12 protein-coding genes are annotated in these 16459 nt (G+C 58.7%); 4 read left to right on the forward strand and 8 right to left on the reverse strand.

Annotation, left to right across the window (positions count from 1 at the left end):
• Positions 1–150: 150 nt before the first annotated feature.
• Genes AC1Q6I_RS33805 through AC1Q6I_RS33815 form a run of 3 tightly spaced genes read right to left on the reverse strand, consistent with a single transcriptional unit; the run spans position 151 to position 2611 of the window.
• Positions 151–702 carry a GNAT family N-acetyltransferase gene (locus AC1Q6I_RS33805; RefSeq protein ID WP_102624563.1) on the reverse strand — a complete coding sequence of 184 codons (552 nt, stop codon included), beginning with the start codon at positions 700–702 and terminating at the stop codon, positions 151–153.
• A 7-nt stretch (positions 703–709) separates the two neighbouring features.
• Positions 710–1171 (reverse strand): LEA/WHy family protein, encoded by a 462-nt coding sequence (locus AC1Q6I_RS33810; protein WP_024075819.1) that lies wholly within the window; start codon positions 1169–1171, stop codon positions 710–712.
• A gap of 12 nt (positions 1172–1183) precedes the next feature.
• A complete protein-coding gene (locus AC1Q6I_RS33815) occupies positions 1184–2611 on the reverse strand; it encodes a nucleobase:cation symporter-2 family protein (protein ID WP_102624562.1) in 1428 nt (475 codons plus the stop codon).
• 232 nt (positions 2612–2843) lie between these two features.
• Between AC1Q6I_RS33815 and AC1Q6I_RS33820 the strand changes: the two genes are divergently transcribed.
• Entirely contained in the window at positions 2844–4469 is a 1626-nt protein-coding gene (locus tag AC1Q6I_RS33820) for a methyl-accepting chemotaxis protein (RefSeq protein WP_102624561.1), read from the forward strand.
• 337 nt (positions 4470–4806) lie between these two features.
• Here AC1Q6I_RS33820 and AC1Q6I_RS33825 read toward each other — a convergent pair whose 3' ends face one another.
• The 5 genes from AC1Q6I_RS33825 to AC1Q6I_RS33845 all read right to left on the reverse strand — a co-directional run bounded on the left by AC1Q6I_RS33825 (position 4807) and on the right by AC1Q6I_RS33845 (position 9964).
• The gene (locus tag AC1Q6I_RS33825; protein ID WP_102624560.1) at positions 4807–5787 is read right to left on the reverse strand and encodes a 2-hydroxyacid dehydrogenase; all 981 of its coding nucleotides are present in this window, start codon (positions 5785–5787) and stop codon (positions 4807–4809) included.
• Positions 5787–7082: an MFS transporter gene (locus tag AC1Q6I_RS33830; RefSeq protein WP_069075849.1), complete on the reverse strand. Its 1296-nt coding sequence runs from the start codon at positions 7080–7082 to the stop codon at positions 5787–5789. The genes AC1Q6I_RS33825 and AC1Q6I_RS33830 overlap by 1 nt, the downstream gene beginning before the upstream one ends.
• Positions 7083–7127: 45 nt before the next feature.
• Complete coding sequence (locus AC1Q6I_RS33835; protein ID WP_024075814.1) at positions 7128–8069, reverse strand: sugar kinase; 942 nt, start codon at positions 8067–8069, stop codon at positions 7128–7130.
• Positions 8062–8844: a sugar phosphate isomerase/epimerase family protein gene (locus AC1Q6I_RS33840; protein ID WP_069075848.1), complete on the reverse strand. Its 783-nt coding sequence runs from the start codon at positions 8842–8844 to the stop codon at positions 8062–8064. The genes AC1Q6I_RS33835 and AC1Q6I_RS33840 overlap by 8 nt, the downstream gene beginning before the upstream one ends.
• A gap of 112 nt (positions 8845–8956) precedes the next feature.
• Positions 8957–9964: a LacI family DNA-binding transcriptional regulator gene (locus AC1Q6I_RS33845; RefSeq protein WP_206379719.1), complete on the reverse strand. Its 1008-nt coding sequence runs from the start codon at positions 9962–9964 to the stop codon at positions 8957–8959.
• 305 nt (positions 9965–10269) lie between these two features.
• On the opposite strand from AC1Q6I_RS33845, the gene AC1Q6I_RS33850 reads away from it, so the two are divergent.
• The 3 genes from AC1Q6I_RS33850 to AC1Q6I_RS33860 all read left to right on the forward strand — a co-directional run bounded on the left by AC1Q6I_RS33850 (position 10270) and on the right by AC1Q6I_RS33860 (position 16412).
• Positions 10270–12243, forward strand: a complete 1974-nt coding sequence (locus tag AC1Q6I_RS33850; RefSeq protein WP_102624558.1) for a hypothetical protein — start codon at positions 10270–10272, stop codon at positions 12241–12243.
• A gap of 154 nt (positions 12244–12397) precedes the next feature.
• Positions 12398–14377, forward strand: a complete 1980-nt coding sequence (locus AC1Q6I_RS33855; RefSeq protein WP_102624557.1) for a hypothetical protein — start codon at positions 12398–12400, stop codon at positions 14375–14377.
• Between the two features lie 208 nt (positions 14378–14585).
• Positions 14586–16412: an autotransporter outer membrane beta-barrel domain-containing protein gene (locus AC1Q6I_RS33860; RefSeq protein ID WP_102624556.1), complete on the forward strand. Its 1827-nt coding sequence runs from the start codon at positions 14586–14588 to the stop codon at positions 16410–16412.
• The last annotated feature ends 47 nt before the right edge of the window (positions 16413–16459 follow it).

Consider the following 16459-nt stretch of genomic DNA (forward strand, 5'->3'; position numbering starts at 1 on the left):
GTTGACGGACGCCTAGTTCTTGCTCGCGAAAAACTCACAGGCGCCGCGTTCATTCAGGAAGCACGCGTTATCGTTGACGTTTTTCGCGAGCAAGAACTAGGCGTCCCCCTCGCTCCTACAGAAGGGCGAGCCCCGTCCCACCTTTGGCCCTCAGCTTTTGGGCGATTGGGTTTTCAGCCATTCCTCGCGGGTCATTTCCCAGATATGCCGTGGGAAAGTACCTTCCACAAACTCACCTTCATCCGTACGGATCAAACGCATGCCCGTACGCTCGGAAATACGCCGCGAGCCCAGGTTGGGTGCCGCCTTGGGCACCCGCAGCAGCGGGCGCTTGAGCACGCCGAACCAATAGTCGGTCACCGCTGTGCTGGCCTCGGACATCAGTCCTTGCCCTTGCCATTGCGGCCCTAGCCAGAACCCCCGGTTGTTATCCTGCTCGTCCATCAAGCTGATGTTGCCGATCAATTGTTCAGGCGCGCTTTTCAGGCGTAGCGACCAGTGCCATTCCTCGCCACGGGCCATGGCGGGGAGGGCGTTCTGTTCCAGATAGGTGCGCGCGCCGTCGGCCGGGTAGGGCCAGGGCACCAGGGCGTTGAGGTAACGCACGACCTCCCAATGCGGGAATTGCTGCTGGATCCCTTCGGCATCGTCCAGGGTCAGTGGGCACAGGATCAGGCGTTCGGTGAAGAGGGTCGGTTGCATGGTGTCATTACCAGGTCGCGGTATTCGGCAGGTCCAGGGTGCCACGGTCCACAAAACGCATGGTGCCGAACAGCCCGCCCGCTAACTTGCCGCGCAGTACATAGGGCAGGTTGTTCAAGCTTTGGGTCTGGCTCAGGCCCAGGGTCTGGCGCAATACGGAAAACGCCGAAACGCTGACCGGCACCATCAGCACCGTCTCGGAAAAGCGTGGGATGGATCCGCGCTGATCACTCACCCCCGACGCCAGCGGCCGGCCATTGACCTCCAGGTCCAAGGCCACGCCGTTGTAGTCGATCGGAGTTTCATTGGGGTTCTGTACCCGCAGTTTCACGGCGAAGCGTACTTCCAGGTCCTGGCTTTGCAGGGGTTCGATGCCCACCACATTGATCGTCACCGGGTCGCGGTTGGGGAACAGGGCGCAGGCGCTCAGGGTGAGCAGCAGTAGCGATAGAACCATGAGCTTGCGCATACAAAGGTGCTCCTAGTGCGTGACGTCCGGGTCCTGCATTACTTTGAGGGTTGAGGACTCCGGATCAAATTCATCTTCTTCCAGCTCTATGAACGCTTCGGGCAGGAAAATGTTCAGCAGGATTGCACAGAACGCGCCCACGGTGATCGGCGATTCAAAGATGTTGTGCAGTGCCTTGGGCAGGTCACGCAACACTTCCGGGACCGCCGCGACGCCCAGGCCCATGCCCAGCGAGATCGCCACGATCAACACATTGCGCCGGTGCAGCCCGGCTTCGGCGAGGATCTTGATGCCGGCCACCGCGACGGTGCCGAACATGATCAGCGTCGCGCCACCGAGAACGGGTTTAGGCATCAGTTGCAGCACCGCGCCGATCATCGGGAACAGCCCCAGCAGCACCAGCAGGCCGGCGATGAAATACGCCACATAACGGCTGGCCACGCCGGTGAGCTGGATCACGCCGTTGTTCTGGGCGAAGGTCACCATCGGCAGGCTGTTGAAAGTGGCCGCCATCGCCGAGTTGAGGCCGTCGGCCAACAGACCGGACTTGATACGCTTGATATACAGCGGGCCCTTGACCGGCTGCTGGGAGATCATCGAGTTGGCTGTCAGGTCGCCAGCGGCTTCCAGGGGCGAAATCAGGAAGATCACCGCCACCGGGATAAACGCCACCCAGTCGAATGAGAAACCGTACTTGAACGGCACCGGCACGCTGATCAGCGGCACCTGGGGCAGGGCTGCCAAGTCGACGCGGCCCAGCCACCAGGCCACCACGAAGCCCAGGGTCAGGCCGATCACGATCGAGCCCAGGCGCAGGAACGGATTATTGAAGCGGTTGAGTACCACGATGGTCAGCAGCACCAGCGCCGCCAAGCCCATGTTGCTTGCCGCGCCCAGGTCGCTGGCGCCAAAACCACCCGCCATGTCGGTGACTGCCACCTTGATCAGTGACAGGCCCATCAAGGTAATGATGGTGCCGGTCACCACCGGGGTGATCAGCTTGCGCAGCTTGCCGATGAACTGGCTGAGCACCACTTCAATAAATGCTGCGAAAAAACAGATGCCAAAGATCGTCGAGAGGATCTCATCGGTGCCGCCGCCCCGCGCCTTGACCATGAACCCTGCACTGAGGATCACGCTGATAAAGGAAAAGCTGGTGCCCTGCAGGCACAGCAGCCCTGAACCGATCGGGCCAAACTTGCGCGCCTGCACAAAGGTGCCCAGGCCCGAGACGAACAACGCCATGCTGACCAGGTACGGCACTTCGCTTTCCAGGCCCAGCACACCGCCGACGATCAGGGTGGGGGTGATGATGCCGACAAAACTGGCCAGTACATGCTGCAACGCGGCAAAGATCGCGGCGGTGAAGTGCGGGCGGTCTTCCAGGCCGTAGATCAGGTCGGATTTATAGCGCGGGCGGGGGGCTTGAGCGTCAGACAAAATACAGGCTCGGGTCGAAAAGGGAGGCGCAGGATGCCAGAAACAGCCGGTTGTCAGAAGTGTGAAAAAATATTTCGGATTTTTTCAATTAATTTCTCAACCCTGCCGATAGCCTGGATAGGCCCACACTCCAATTAGAACGGTGGCGCCAAAGGTCCAGGCTGCGCGTTGACGCCCACGGATCGTGTCGCGGCAAGGATGCTCGCCCACACTACTTCTCGAGAGTACCCCTATGTCCCTTCGTAATTTGAACATTGCCCCCCGTGCTTTTCTCGGTTTTGCGTTCATTGCGCTACTTGTCATTATTCTCGGGGTGTTCGCGGTCAACCGCATGACGACCATCCGCCAGGCATCGTTGGACATGTCGGCCAACCAACTGCCCAGTGTGAAGTACCTTGGCAATCTGACCGAGAACGTGTTGCGCCTGCGCATCTTGTCCTTCCGGATCCTGATCAACCGCGAACCCGCCGCCCTGGAAGAGGCCAAGACACGTGTGGGCGTGCTGGTGGACAAGGTCAAGGTGGCTCAGAAGGCTTACGCGTTAACGCCCGCCGGTCCGGAGGAGGCGGCCCTGTATAAAACCTTCGCCACGACCCTCGACAACTACCTTACTGCCCAGGCCGAGATGTTGTCGTTGTCCCAGCAGAACAAAGTCGAGGAAATGCGCACGCTCATCAACACCCGCATCAAGGACGGCACGGACCAGATGGGTGAGCAGTTGAACAAGCTGATCGCAATCAATAGCGCCGGCGCCGACCAGGCCGCCCGTAACGCCGAAGGTAGCTATCAGCAAGCCGTCAGCGGGATCGTGATCGTGTCGGTGGTGGCTGCGTTGATGACGGTGCTGCTGGCCTGGTTGCTGACTCGCAGCATTGTTACGCCGCTGCGCAAGGCCGTGGAAGTGGCTGAGACCATCGCCGGCGGCAACCTGACCAAAGTCATTGAAGACGCTGGCAAGGACGAGCCGGCACGCCTGATCAGTGCCCTGTCGCGCATGCAAGCCAACCTGCGCCAGACCATCCAGCATATTGCCGGCTCGGCCACGCAGTTGGCGTCCGCCGCCGAAGAACTGAGCGCCGTGACCGAGGAAGCCTCCAAAGGCTTGCAACAACAGAACAACGAAATCGACCAGGCGGCCACCGCCGTCAACGAAATGACCGCTGCGGTCGAGGAAGTGGCGCGCAATGCGGTGTCCACCTCCGAGGCTTCCAACCAGTCCAACCAGGCCGCACGCGAAGGCCGCGACCGGGTGGTGGAAACCGTCGGCGCGATCCAGACCATGACCCAGGACGTACAAAACACCGCAGCGATGATCGAAGGCCTGGCGACCCAGGGCCGTGACATCGGCAAGGTACTGGATGTGATCCGCGCCATTGCCGAGCAGACCAACCTGCTGGCGCTCAACGCGGCGATCGAGGCCGCCCGTGCCGGTGAAGCCGGGCGTGGTTTCGCGGTGGTGGCCGACGAGGTGCGGGCCCTGGCCCATCGCACCGCGCAGTCGACCCAGGAGATCGAGAAAATGGTCGCCGGCATCCAGAACGGCACCGGCGAAGCCGTGCAATCCATGCAGCAAAGCAACCAGCGCACCCAGGACACCTTGGAAATGGCCCGGGCTGCCGGTGTGGCGCTGGAGCAGATCACCCAATCCATCAGCCTGATCAACGAACGCAACCTGGTGATCGCCAGCGCCTCGGAAGAACAGGCCCAGGTGTCTCGCGAAGTGGACCGCAACCTGGTGAACATCCGCGACCTGGCGACTCAGTCGGCGGCGGGGGCCAACCAGACCAGCGCGGCCAGCCATGAGCTGTCGCGCCTGGCGGTGGATTTGAATGGGATGGTGGCCAGGTTCGTTATCTGACCCACTTTGCAATGCCATCCAAATGTGGGAGGGAGCCTGCTCCCGATGGCGGCGGGGCAGTCAACTCATCTACTGACTGATCCGCCACCATTCATGCCAGTCAGTTAAGGCGAAACACTTTAACTGTGGCGAGCGGGCTTGCCCTAATGCCGTTCAGTTAAGGCTTTTTTGTAGGCGCGAGCTTGCTCGCGAAGAACTCACAGGCGCCGCGTTCACTCAGGAAACACGCGTTATCGTTGACGTTTTTCGCGAGCAAGCTCGCTCCTACAGAAGGCGATGTACGCTTAACTGAACGGCATTAGGGCAAGCCCGCTCGCCACAGGGGCGGCGCTGCCTCCTACGATTGCTTCCAGGCCCCTGGGTTCACCAGGTTTTTCGGCTTCTGGCCCGCCAGCGCCGCCAACAGATTATCCACCGCACACTGGGCCATCGCTTCGCGCGTCTCATGGGTCGCAGAGCCGATATGCGGCGTTGCCACTACGTTGTTCAAGCGCAGCAACGGCGAGTCGTGAGGCAGCGGTTCGCGCTCGAACACATCCAGCCCCGCCGCGCGAATCGTGCGCTGCTGCAAGGCCTCGACCAGCGCGGCTTCATCCACCACCTTGCCGCGGGAGATATTGATAAAGATCGTCTCCGGGCCCATCAGTGCGAATTCCTGGGCGCCGATCAACTGCTCCGTTTCAGCGGTCAACGGCAGTGTCAGGCAGACGAAGTCCGCTTGCCGCAGCAAGTCGTCCAGGCTGCGGTACTGCGCGCCGAACCGTTCTTCCACCAAGGGCTTGGGCGAGTGGCTGTGGTAGATCACCGGCATGCCAAAGCCGAAATGCCCGCGCTGGGCCAGGGCTTCGCCAATGCGGCCCATACCGATGATGCCCAGGGTCTTGCCATGCACATCGCTGCCGAAGTGCGCCGGGCCGATGTTTTTGTTCCATTGGCCGGCACGCACCATGTCGGCCAACTCGACCACGCGCCGGGCGGTCGCCAGGATCAGCGCGAACCCAGTGTCGGCGGTGGTTTCGGTGAGCACGTCGGGCGTGTTGCTGAGCAGGACGCCGCGCTGGGTCAGGTAATCGATATCGTAGTTGTCGACCCCCACTGAGACACTGGCCACCGCCTCCAGGTGGGGCGCCAGGTCCAGCAGCTTGGCATCCAGGCGCAGGCTCGCACCGAGCAAACCGTGGGCGCCGGGGAGGGCATCGCGCAGTTTGGCCAGGCCGCTGTCATCCAGCGCCTCGATCAAGGTGACCTCGGCCTGCTCATGCAGGCGGGCCATCAGCGGGGCAGAGAGTTTCTTGTACAGCACGATGGATTTTTTCATCAGGTCTTGGCCTTCAATTCGAGGGTATGCAAAGGCGCGCGCACGCGGTCGCTGGCGCCAGGCTTGAGGAAAATCGTCAGCACCACCGAGAGCATCAACGCGCCGCTCATCAGCAGGTATGACGCGCCGGGCGAGCCGGTGCTGCTATTGAGGTAACCCACCAGGTACGAACCGCCGAACGAACCGAGCGCGCCCATGCTGTTGATCAGGGCCATGGCGCCACCGGCGACGTTGGCGGGCAGGATTTCCGGGACGATGGCGAAGAACGGGCCATAGGGCGCATACATGCACGCACCGGCGATGACCAGCAGGGTATAGGACCACCAGAAGTGTTCGGCACCCAGCACGTAGGACGCGTAGAAGGCGATCGAGGCGATCAGCAACGGTGGCCACACAAAGCGTTTACGTTTTTGCAGTTTGTCCGAGCCCCAGGACACCGCCAGCATGCCGATCACCGCCGCCAGGTAAGGCAGGGCTGACAGCCAGCCGGCCTCGACCATGTCCATTTTCAAGCCCGCCTTGAGGATCGACGGCAGCCACAGCACAAAGCCATACACGCCGATGCTCCAGCAGAAGAACTGCAGCGCGAGGATGATCACCTTGGGTGAGCGGAACGCCTCGGCGTAATTCTTCACGGCCTTGATGCCCACCTGTTCGGCGGCCAACGCAATTTCCAGGTCTTTTTTATGCTGTTCGCTCAGCCACTGGGCGTCCGCAGGCCTTTCATCCGCCAGTTTCCACCAGATAAACGCCCACAGCACCGCCGGCAAGCCTTCGATGATGAACATCCAGCGCCAGCTGAAATGCTGCACCAGGTAACCCGACACCACCGACATCCACAGCATGGTCACCGGGTTGCCGAGGATCAGGAAGGTGTTGGCCCGCGAACGTTCGGCACGGGTGAACCAGTGGCACAGGTACACCAGCATGGCGGGCATCACCGCCGCTTCGACCACGCCGAGCATGAAGCGGATTGCGATCAGCATATAGGCGTTGGACACCACGCCGGTCAGGGTGGCCAGGCCGCCCCAGAGGATCAGGCTGACAAAGATCAGTTTCTTGACGCTGCGCTTCTGCGCATAGATCGCCCCCGGCACCTGGAAGAAAAAGTAACCGAGGAAAAACAGTGCCCCCAGCAACGATGACATGCCGGGGGTGATCATCAGGTCCTCGGCCATCCCGGAGGCGGCGGCGAAACCGTAGTTGGCGCGGTCCAGGTACGCCAGGCTGTAGGTGATAAAGACGATGGGCATGATGTACCACCAACGGCGGGTGGCGAGTTTCACGGTTTCCATGGGGTTGCTCCTGAGCTTGTTGTAGTTGTGGCAACAGGTAGTCGGTCAAGCGACGGATCGGGTGGGTAACGCTTCGCGCCTGGGCAGGCCTTCCATGTCGCCGCGACTTTGTACTGCACGGCTGCCGATCCAATTGCCGCGCTGCACGGCCTCGGGGAAGCTGAGGTTTTCCAGCAGGGCACTGATCATGCCGACGGCAAAACCATCACCGGCCCCTACGGTGTCGACCACCTTGTCGACGCTGACGGCGGCGACAAAACCCTGGTCCATCTGGGTGCGGTAGTAGGCGCCATCCGGGCCGAGCTTGATGGCCACGGCTTCGGCACCCTGGTCCAGGTAGAACGCGGCGATATCGGCCGGGTCCTCGAAACCGGTGAGCAGGCGACCTTCGCTCAAGCCCGGCAGGACCCAGTCCGCCAACCCGGCGAGGGCGTTGATTTCGCGGATCATCTGCGCCTGGCTGGCCCACAGCGAAGGGCGCAGGTTGGGGTCGAACGACACGCTGCGGCCGGCGGTGCGCATCTGCGTCATCAGTTCAAAGGACAGCTCGCGGGTGGCGTCGGACAAGGCCGGCGGAATACCGGTGGCATGCAGGTGCCGTGCTTGCAGCAGTGCGGGGTTGATGGCGGCGATGGACAAATGGCTGGCCGCCGAGCCCTTGCGAAAGTATTCGACTTGAGGGTCGGCGCCAGCCTCTTCACGGGACTTGAGTTGAAAACCGGTGGGGTGCAGCGGGTCGACCGCCACATGGCGGCAATCCAACCCCTCCTGTTTCAACGTGTCGACCACAAAACGCCCGAGGGAGTCATTGCCCACCCGGCTCAGCCAGGCAACGTTGAACCCCAGGCGCGACAGGCCGATGGCGACATTGCTGTCGGCGCCAGCAATGCGTTTGTGAAAGTGGCCGACCTCGGCCAGCTCGCCGGTCTGTTCGGCGACAAACATCGCCATGGTTTCACCAAACGACAGGATATCGATCTCAGACATGGGCGTTCTCCGCGTGGGGTTGGCCAAGCAGGGCGAGGGTGGCGACCTGCCGGGCGGTGACGTCGAGCAGGTCTTCGCCTTGCAGCGGGAATTCCACGGCACGGGTAATACCTTGAGTCATATGCTTGAGCAGTTGTTCCCACAGATGCAGATCGGTGGCGCCGGGCGGCAGGGCGACCAACTTGCCGTCCGGGCGACGGGCCACGGCCTTGCAGTGCAGGTAATCCACATGCCGGCCCAGCAGGCGCGCGGCGGTGAGGGCGGATTGGTCCTGCCAGTGCCAGTTGCCGATATCGAAGGTCATCTTGATCGGCAGGCCCAGGCGCTCCACTTCAGTGAAGAAGCGCTGCATCGGCTCGATGCGCCCGCCGTGCAGGGTCTGGTCGTTTTCCACCAGCAGGTGGACCGGATGGCGGTTGAGCAGGGCGTGCAGGCTTTCCAGGTCGTTGGTGTCGGTGAAATAACCCAGGGAGACTTTGAGCCAGCGCGCGCCAAAGGCCTGGGCACGGTCCAGGGTGGCGCTCAGCTCGGCATTCGGTTGGGCGCGGCCGGCGACCCACAGCTCAAGGGGCGATGAGAACACCGATTCGAGGCCCTGCTCGGCGGCGGCCCGGGCCAGTTCGACGGGTTGCTCGCGGGTCAGCAGCTCCTCACGCCACTCGATACGCTGGGCGCCGGCAGCCGCCAACAGTTCGACAAAACTCAGTTGGCCCTGCTGGCGTACGAGGTCGGCGCCGTAGCTGGAAAGGCTGATGGAAACGGGGTATTTATGCATTGTTGTGTCCCTCTGAAACCGGTTTCATTTTTTCTGAAAAAAACACTTTCCTGTCGGAGCGAACTTGCTCGCGAAAAACCTGAGCGCGCCGCGTTAAACCAGGATCGCTGCGTTATCGTTGGCGTTTTTCGCGAGCAAGCTCGCTCCTACAAGGGGTTGTGGAGCCTCGGAGAATCAGTTGGGGCAGGAAGTCCAGGGTGCGTGTCGGCTCGGTATCGCCGCGCAAGCGCTTGAGCAAGCAGTCGAACGCACTGGCGCCAATTGCCTGGGTCGGCTGGGCGAGGGCCGTGATGCCATTGCCCACCAATGGGTACCAGTCCAGGTCATCCAGGGCGATCAGGCCGACGTCTTCAAACAGGTGGCAACCCAATGCCTTGAGCGCTTGGGTGCAAGCGAGCGCGGCGATGCCGTTGGCGCAGAACAACGCCTTGGGGCCGGCCTTGGCTAGAAAGGTGTGCAAGTGCTTTTGCAGCGCGCCATCCAGCTCCAATACCGCGCCGGTCAACGCCGGGCGCCGGGCAATCTCGGCCTTGAAACTCTCCAGGCGTTCCAACCGCGAACTGGTGCCGTCGGTGGCTTCGCTCACCAGCAACACATCGCGATAGCCCTGCTGCTCGAGGTGTTCCACCGCCATGCGTACCGCCGCCGGGTTGTCCAGGCCCACCAGGTCGCTGTGCAGCGGTTCGACCTTGCGGTCCACCAGCACCAGGGGCATTTCCCGTTGCAGTTCCAGCAGTTGGTCAAGGTGATGGCCAAGGGTGTTCACGATCAGCCCTTCGATGTTGTACGAACGCAGCGCCGCCAGGTGCTGGCGCTCCTGCTCGTCATCACGGTCGGTATTGCACACCACCAGGCTGTAGCCGTGCTGGCGGCAGGCGGTCTCGACGCCATGCATCACGGCAATGGAATAGGGGTTGCGGATATCGGCCACCAGCATGCCGATCAGGCGCGTGCGGCCGCGCTTCAAGCCACGGGCCATCTGGTTGGGGCGGTAGCCGAGTTCATTGATGGCGTGCTCGATGCGCAGGGCAATGGCATCGGAGAGCAGGGCGCGGTCGTCGCCGATGAAGCGTGACACGCTGGCCTTTGAGACCCCTGCGTGCAGGGCGACGTCGAGCATGGTCACGCGGCTGCGTTGAGCGGCGGAAAAAGAGGTCACGGTCGCGGGCCTTTCTTATTGGGGGTGGGTCATGGTTGATTTGAAACCGGTTTCAGGAAACACCAGATTCGGGTGAATGGTCAAGCGTCAACTACAGGGATGGGACCGGTCTGGCCGACAAACGGTAGGGGGACCTGTGAGTTCTGACAGTATTCAGGACTTGTGAAGTGGCGCTTAATTTGAGCGTGCAAGAGGTAGTGATACCGCCATAACACGTGTTTTTTCTAAACGATGCATCGGTTCGCTGGCTGAATAAGGAGAGTCGCATGACGCTTTCATCCAACCGTTTCCCCCCCTCCAGCCGCAGCGCAACGGCGCAAGTTTCAGAGCTAAAAAAGGCTGTTGTGGTCAAGGCCTTTGAAGATGACCCTGACGGGCTGATTCCCACTAAATATCTTTATGACCCCATTGAAGTCCAATTGACCCAGATCTGGGCCTTTCCCGCTGATACCGGGGAAGTCGACTACGTTCATTTCTCGATCAAGCCTCATACACCCGAGTCTCCGTATCCGCTTCCTCCGATCCCTCTGCCGGGCCCATTGACTCAGGAAAAAGACTTCCCCGTATCGCTGTTTATTAAGGGCAATTGGTTGAATATCAGTGGGTCTTACGACATTAGTTATTACATTGATGGGCCCGGCGGGATAGAACACAGCCCTTACACCACGACATTCACCATTGATCGGATAGCGCCAGGGGGTAACCAACCCCTGGGGCCTGGTGAGTTTGTTGATCCGGACGTCCGCACCTATGGAATTACCGAAGAGTATTTGAGCGATCCAGATCACCTGACGGTGGATTTCAAAATTCCTTCATATCTGGATCGAAAAGCCTTCGATGCCGTTCTGATTTTTTTATTGAACGATGAATCGGCCAATCCTTATGAGGCGGCTTATGAGCACACGTTCCCTTCTGCGGTATCCGATTTGGTTGTGCCTATTCCGGGGGATAAATTCCGTACGTTGTTGAACGGTCCCCGGATCGTACGGTATACCCTACGGGACCGAGCAGGTAACCAACGCGTCGATGCCTCCGGGCCCACCCCTGTTTATATCAACCTCAAACCATCGCCCAGTGGCCTGAAGCCGCCGCGGGTGCTTGCCTTTGATTTCGACGGTTTGATTGATCGCAAGGATGCGCGGGCAGGCGTAACGGTGCGATTCGAGGCGTATTTTGATTGGGATCCTACTGATGAGGTTGTGACTCTTTGGAATGGTATCCCTCTGTCAAGAGAACCGGTTGAGGGATTTCCGAAAATCGTCTCAATCAGTTGGCCGGTATTGATCCAGAAAGGCTACGTGCAGACCAGAATGCCAGTGCAGTATGAGATTTACCGTGCTGGCAAGCCCGATGGAGTTCTATCGCCAATACAACATGTGGATTGCGACTTTCGCGTGGCCGGGCAAGATCATGACCAGGCACCCGCTGAATATAACCGACACCTTGAACGAGTCGAGATCCGCGGGCAGGGGAGCAATACGCCGAATCACTTGGATATCCGGGATGCCGATCAACCTGTCACGGCTTCGGTTCTTCTGTTTGATGATCCGCATGCAGGCGAGCAAATGTTCCTTTACTGGGGGGATAGAGAGGACCCCGTTGCTTCTTATACGGTACAGCCCACGGATTTCGCTGGCAGGCGGGTGACTTTTTCGCCTATCGCCTGGTCGGTGGTTGAGCAGACGCCAAACAATCCGGCGTTCCCTGTGCGTTATCGCACCAGCAATGGTGTGAATGAACAACTGGCCCCTGATCAGGCAGTAAATATCAATGTGACAGCACCGGTAAACTTTCCTCAAGCTGAGTTTGTTCACGTTAACTCATTTGGTTGGCTCAACTGTCAGACCGTCCCGCCGCTCTGGGACGGTGTGCATGTTCGTGTTTTTAAACATGCGGCCATTGAGATCAATGATGAAATACGCATGCATTGGCAGGGTACGTCGGGTTTTGCAGGCAGCGGTCCTATTAAAGAAACCGAAGGATTGTTCTCACAGTCGTGGAATGGGGATGATGAGCGCCTCGGTTACCACGACTTTGTAGTGGATTACCGTCCTTACGTTGAGCCGATCAAGAACCCCACGGGAGAGGGGGCGGGCGCTTACGCCGAGTTCACGGTATGGCGCCTTGGTATGCGTGTGGGGACTTCACGCATTCGTTACGTGAAGATCGACCGATTGTTTGCCCATACACCACCGATTTATTGTGGGCCGAATGGTAATGGTCCGGAATCTGATCATTGATAGTAATTGGTCAGTTATAAAGTTGCATAAAAGTTAATTAATCATCTTCCGCTGTGCTTGATCGGAGAGGGACTCTGTGCCGCCTGCTGTTTAATAAAAAGTTGTCAGCAGTCCATTCACCGCAAGCTATTAACATAGGCAAGGAGAGACTGAAATGACCGTTAAAAGTGTTAAGCAAGTGATAGTAAGTGGTTGGGAGAATCCTAATCTGGAAGCACCGAATTTTCCCCAGGCGCTAGAGGATGGTAAAGGTTTGGTCTGGCGTCCTTTTCTGGATCGTGATGGCGGCCTTGTTCTGGAATGCCCCATTTGGCGGTTTCCCGACGATGGGGATGAAATGCAAGTTGAATTCAGCCCTGCCGGGGTTTCATCCTGGACACCATTGGACCCGATTTTTTTTCCAACCGAGCCTTCTGGTCCGCATGTTGAGGTCACGGTTTCAGTCAATCTATTAGGCCATGGTGAGTTTGATCTCAGGTTCAAGGTAAAACCTGGATCAGGTGGGGATTATTCAGACTTTTCCAAAGCTCAACGAGTGAAGATCGATCTGTATGGTCCCTATAAGTCCCCAGGTAAAAGTGAGGCGCCTGCTAGGGGCGTTTATCCTGCCTCATTGCCTCAAGGCGCAGATATCACCCAAGAAACATTGGACTTGAATCCCAGTGGATTCGAGTTAGGGATTCCTTCCTATGGGGATTGGGACGTAGGGGATATGGTGTCGGACGTCTGGTTCACATCGGAATTGCCTCCGGATGACTCGCCCTCGCTGGGCAGTTTTCCAATGCCTTCGGGGGGAGCGGATTTCAATTTGCCCATTACGTTCTTCGACACTGCTGTAGATGGGATTTTCTTCTGGTTTTATCGACTGCGAGATGCGGCCGGCAATTACAGTGAAATCTCGAAAGTTCCCACTGGGCGTCGTTTGAGACGCAGTGCGAATCTGGTACTGGCACCTCTGAAGGTGGTCAGTCCTGCGGGTAGCACGCTGATCGATATCGACGCTTGGACGGCGGGGGTCCAGTTGGCGATTCCCCTTTATGCATGGGATCCTGGCGACCAATACATTCTGAAATGGGGAAGCCAGGAAACCACGCCCGCGCCGTTGAACGGTGTTTTCGATTTTGTATTCACCGCGCCTCCTCAACTGATCATTGATGAGTATGGCTCGCAGGAAGGTCCTATAGAGACAGCTCTGAGCTACATCATTCTGAGGACGGGTTCAAAAAACCGTCCGGATGATGAAACATTGGTGGATGTCGACCTGAGCAAAGCGGGTCCAGTGACTCCCCTGCCGGGTGATCCGAGTCCTGACCTGGATCAGGTCACCATACAGGGGCCTGCATCTTTCCCTCCTAGAGAGAACTATCTGAATTCCGCTGACATCGATCACGTAGATGACATTCTGGCGGTCTTCGATCTTTGGAGCGTTACTCCAGCACCGGCCGAAGGTGATGTCATTACGTTGTATTGGGGAAGCCGGCTGAACATAGCAGGTACTCATACTATTGCTTTTGGCGAGGGCGCAGGTGCTCCAATCACTATCGTGGTCGACAAGGCAGCGATTGCCGCAGCGGGTAATGGTCCAGCGATCGATGTTTTTTATGGGGTGCGCAATCCCGCATCGACGAACAGCAATTTCTCAGAAAGTACGCCCGTTGAAGTCGACGATGCGATCACTCACACACTGGATGCGGCTGAGTTCCTCAATACCCTGCCTTGGACCGGCGACCCACGGGGAAGGATTAGCTGTGCATCTCTGCGACCAACAAGCGACCCGGAATACCTTGAAGTGAAAATTCCTCCAAACGCTGAATTTTTTGCGGATCAAGTAGTGGTAACGATCGAGTATGTGGCCTCAACGGGGCTTGCGGGTGACCAACCTATCGAGCCAACACGGGGTACTAGCTCGGTGACGCTGGATCCAACCACCGCAGCCACCGGCTTCATCTTCCACCTGCAACCCTTCGACCCTCACCTTAAAGTAGCCGGCGCGAAGCCGCCCTATAACTCGCTCTGGTTGCAATATTCTCTGGACGTGAGCGGAACGCCTGCTAGGTCAGTACCAGCAGTCATTCCTGCGAGGATGGTGACCGCCAACAACTACTGCGACGGTAGTAGTGACTCTGCTCCATAGCGCTGTACGCAAGGCATCGAGGGATAACCTTCTTCGGTGCCTTTTCTAATAAGTCGGCTGAATGGCGTCCTCTTGTTATCTTCAGATTTATCCTACTTACCGTTACGCCCTCCAACTATAACCTCGCGGCCTCTACAGGTCTGGCTCCACTCCATCGGAACGAGCCATGCCATTTGGTCAGGCATATTGTCAGAGCGAGTGTTACAGCATGTTCATCAAACATATTTTCAAACTTTCACCTTTAAGTGCGGCAGTCAAAGTGTCGTCGTTCGGATTACTTCTGGGTGTTGCGGCGCAGGCTCATTCCGAACAGGGAGTGGTAGCGCCTGGTGAGTCGAAGGTCATTGAATCCGGTGAAACCGTAAAAAACTGGGCGCTGCAGAATGGCTCCAGCCTGACCGTCAATGGGGCAACCACAGCGGCTATTCGGAGCCTGGGTGCGCAGCTCACTGTGAACAGTGGGAGTACTATCGAGCGTATCGTTGCTCAGGAAGGTTCCACGGTTGCTATCCAGAATTCCACGGTCATGTCCACGGCGCCAGGCGCCTCGGCAATGGAACTTACCAATGGTACTGCAACCATTTCCGGCAGCCATTTGGAGAGCGCCCAATCCGTTGGTTTAGTGCTGAACCGGTACAGTTCTACACCTGGCGGTTCTACCGCCCATGTTAGTAACAGCACAATAAAGGGCGCTCAGGCGGGTGCCTCAGCCACTCAATTGAGCGAACTGCATTTTTTTGACTCGCTGGTACAAGGGACGGCTGTCGGCAGTACCGGTGTCCTGTTGATCGGCGGTTCGGCCTCTGCTCAGAACAGCATGCTAGTGGGTGAGCGCAATGGTGTACGTTTCACCCGTGCGGCAGGTATTACCGATGACGGCACATTGGTACTCGATCAGTCGACCGTTGAGGGCGAGACGGGGGCGGCCATTTTGGTCGCCGGCCAGACCGGGCGCATTCCTACAGCCACCATCGAAGTGAGTAACGGCTCGCAGTTGATCGGCGGCAACGGTAACCTGCTGGAAGTGACCGGTGGCGCAACTGCCAACATGAATGTCAACAACAGCCATTTGAACGGCAATGTGTTCGTCGAGGCCGGTAGCAGTGCCAATCTGAGCTTGCAAAACCACTCATCGTTGACCGGCAGCTTGTTGAATGTCGATAGCCTTGCCATAGGTGATGGTTCGTTCTGGAACCTGACGGGTAACAGCCTGGTGGGTGCGCTTGATCTCGCGGGCGGTACGGTGAAGTTTGGCGAAACGGATGCGTTTTATCAGTTGGACCTGGAGACACTGAGTGGTAACGGTACATTCGTCATGGGCGCTGATTTTGCCCAGGGCCTGAATGATTTTCTGAATATATCTGGCGATGCAACCGGTCAGCACAGTTTGTTGGTGGCGAGCAGCGGCCTGGAGCCTGTGTCGCCCGGTGACGTACATATCGTGCACACCGGCGGCGGCGATGCCGAGTTTTCGCTGGTGGGCGGCGCGGTGGATGTCGGTGCATGGTCCTATGGGCTGAAGCAGGATGGTAACGATTGGTTCCTCGACCCCAGCGCACGGACTATCAGCCCCGGTACTCGCTCGGTGCTGGCGTTGTTTAACACCGCGCCGACCGTATGGTATGGCGAGATGACTTCGTTGCGCAGCCGCATGGGCGAGTTACGCCACCATGACGCTGAAGGTGGTGGCTGGATTCGTAGCTACGGCAACAAGTACTCGGTGTCGGGCGCTAATGGCGTGGGTTATAAGCAGAGCCAACGCGGTTTCTCTCTCGGCGCCGATGCACCCCTGAGTGAAGACAGCCAATGGCTGGTTGGGGTCATGGCAGGGCATAGCAACTCCGATCTGGACCTGAGCCGTGGTACTTCCGGCACGGTGAAAAGCTACTACGTGGGCGGCTATGCCACTTGGATGGATGCAGACAGCGGCTACTACTTCGACGGTGTTATCAAAGCCAACCGCTTTGAGAATGAGTCCAAGGTCGGCCTCAGCGATGGTGCCAAGGCTAAGGAAACTCTGAAAAAAACTTTCTGATTTGGCAAAATACCGCGACCCCACCCACCGAGTTTCCCGATGAAGCA

The organism is Pseudomonas sp. MPR-R2A5, from assembly GCF_058793055.1.

Bases quoted from the DNA above. Each gene is read 5' to 3' on its own strand.
- AC1Q6I_RS33805 (WP_102624563.1), bottom strand. From the start codon at position 702: ATGCAACCGACCCTCTTCACCGAACGCCTGATCCTGTGCCCACTGACC.
- AC1Q6I_RS33825 (WP_102624560.1), bottom strand. From the start codon at position 5,787: ATGAAAAAATCCATCGTGCTGTACAAGAAACTCTCTGCCCCGCTGATG.
- AC1Q6I_RS33845 (WP_206379719.1), bottom strand. From the start codon at position 9,964: ATGCTCGACGTCGCCCTGCACGCAGGGGTCTCAAAGGCCAGCGTGTCA.
- AC1Q6I_RS33860 (WP_102624556.1), top strand. From the start codon at position 14,586: ATGTTCATCAAACATATTTTCAAACTTTCACCTTTAAGTGCGGCAGTC.
- AC1Q6I_RS33830 (WP_069075849.1), bottom strand. From the start codon at position 7,082: ATGGAAACCGTGAAACTCGCCACCCGCCGTTGGTGGTACATCATGCCC.
- AC1Q6I_RS33855 (WP_102624557.1), top strand. From the start codon at position 12,398: ATGACCGTTAAAAGTGTTAAGCAAGTGATAGTAAGTGGTTGGGAGAAT.
- AC1Q6I_RS33840 (WP_069075848.1), bottom strand. From the start codon at position 8,844: ATGCATAAATACCCCGTTTCCATCAGCCTTTCCAGCTACGGCGCCGAC.
- AC1Q6I_RS33850 (WP_102624558.1), top strand. From the start codon at position 10,270: ATGACGCTTTCATCCAACCGTTTCCCCCCCTCCAGCCGCAGCGCAACG.
- AC1Q6I_RS33835 (WP_024075814.1), bottom strand. From the start codon at position 8,069: ATGTCTGAGATCGATATCCTGTCGTTTGGTGAAACCATGGCGATGTTT.
- AC1Q6I_RS33820 (WP_102624561.1), top strand. From the start codon at position 2,844: ATGTCCCTTCGTAATTTGAACATTGCCCCCCGTGCTTTTCTCGGTTTT.
- AC1Q6I_RS33810 (WP_024075819.1), bottom strand. From the start codon at position 1,171: ATGCGCAAGCTCATGGTTCTATCGCTACTGCTGCTCACCCTGAGCGCC.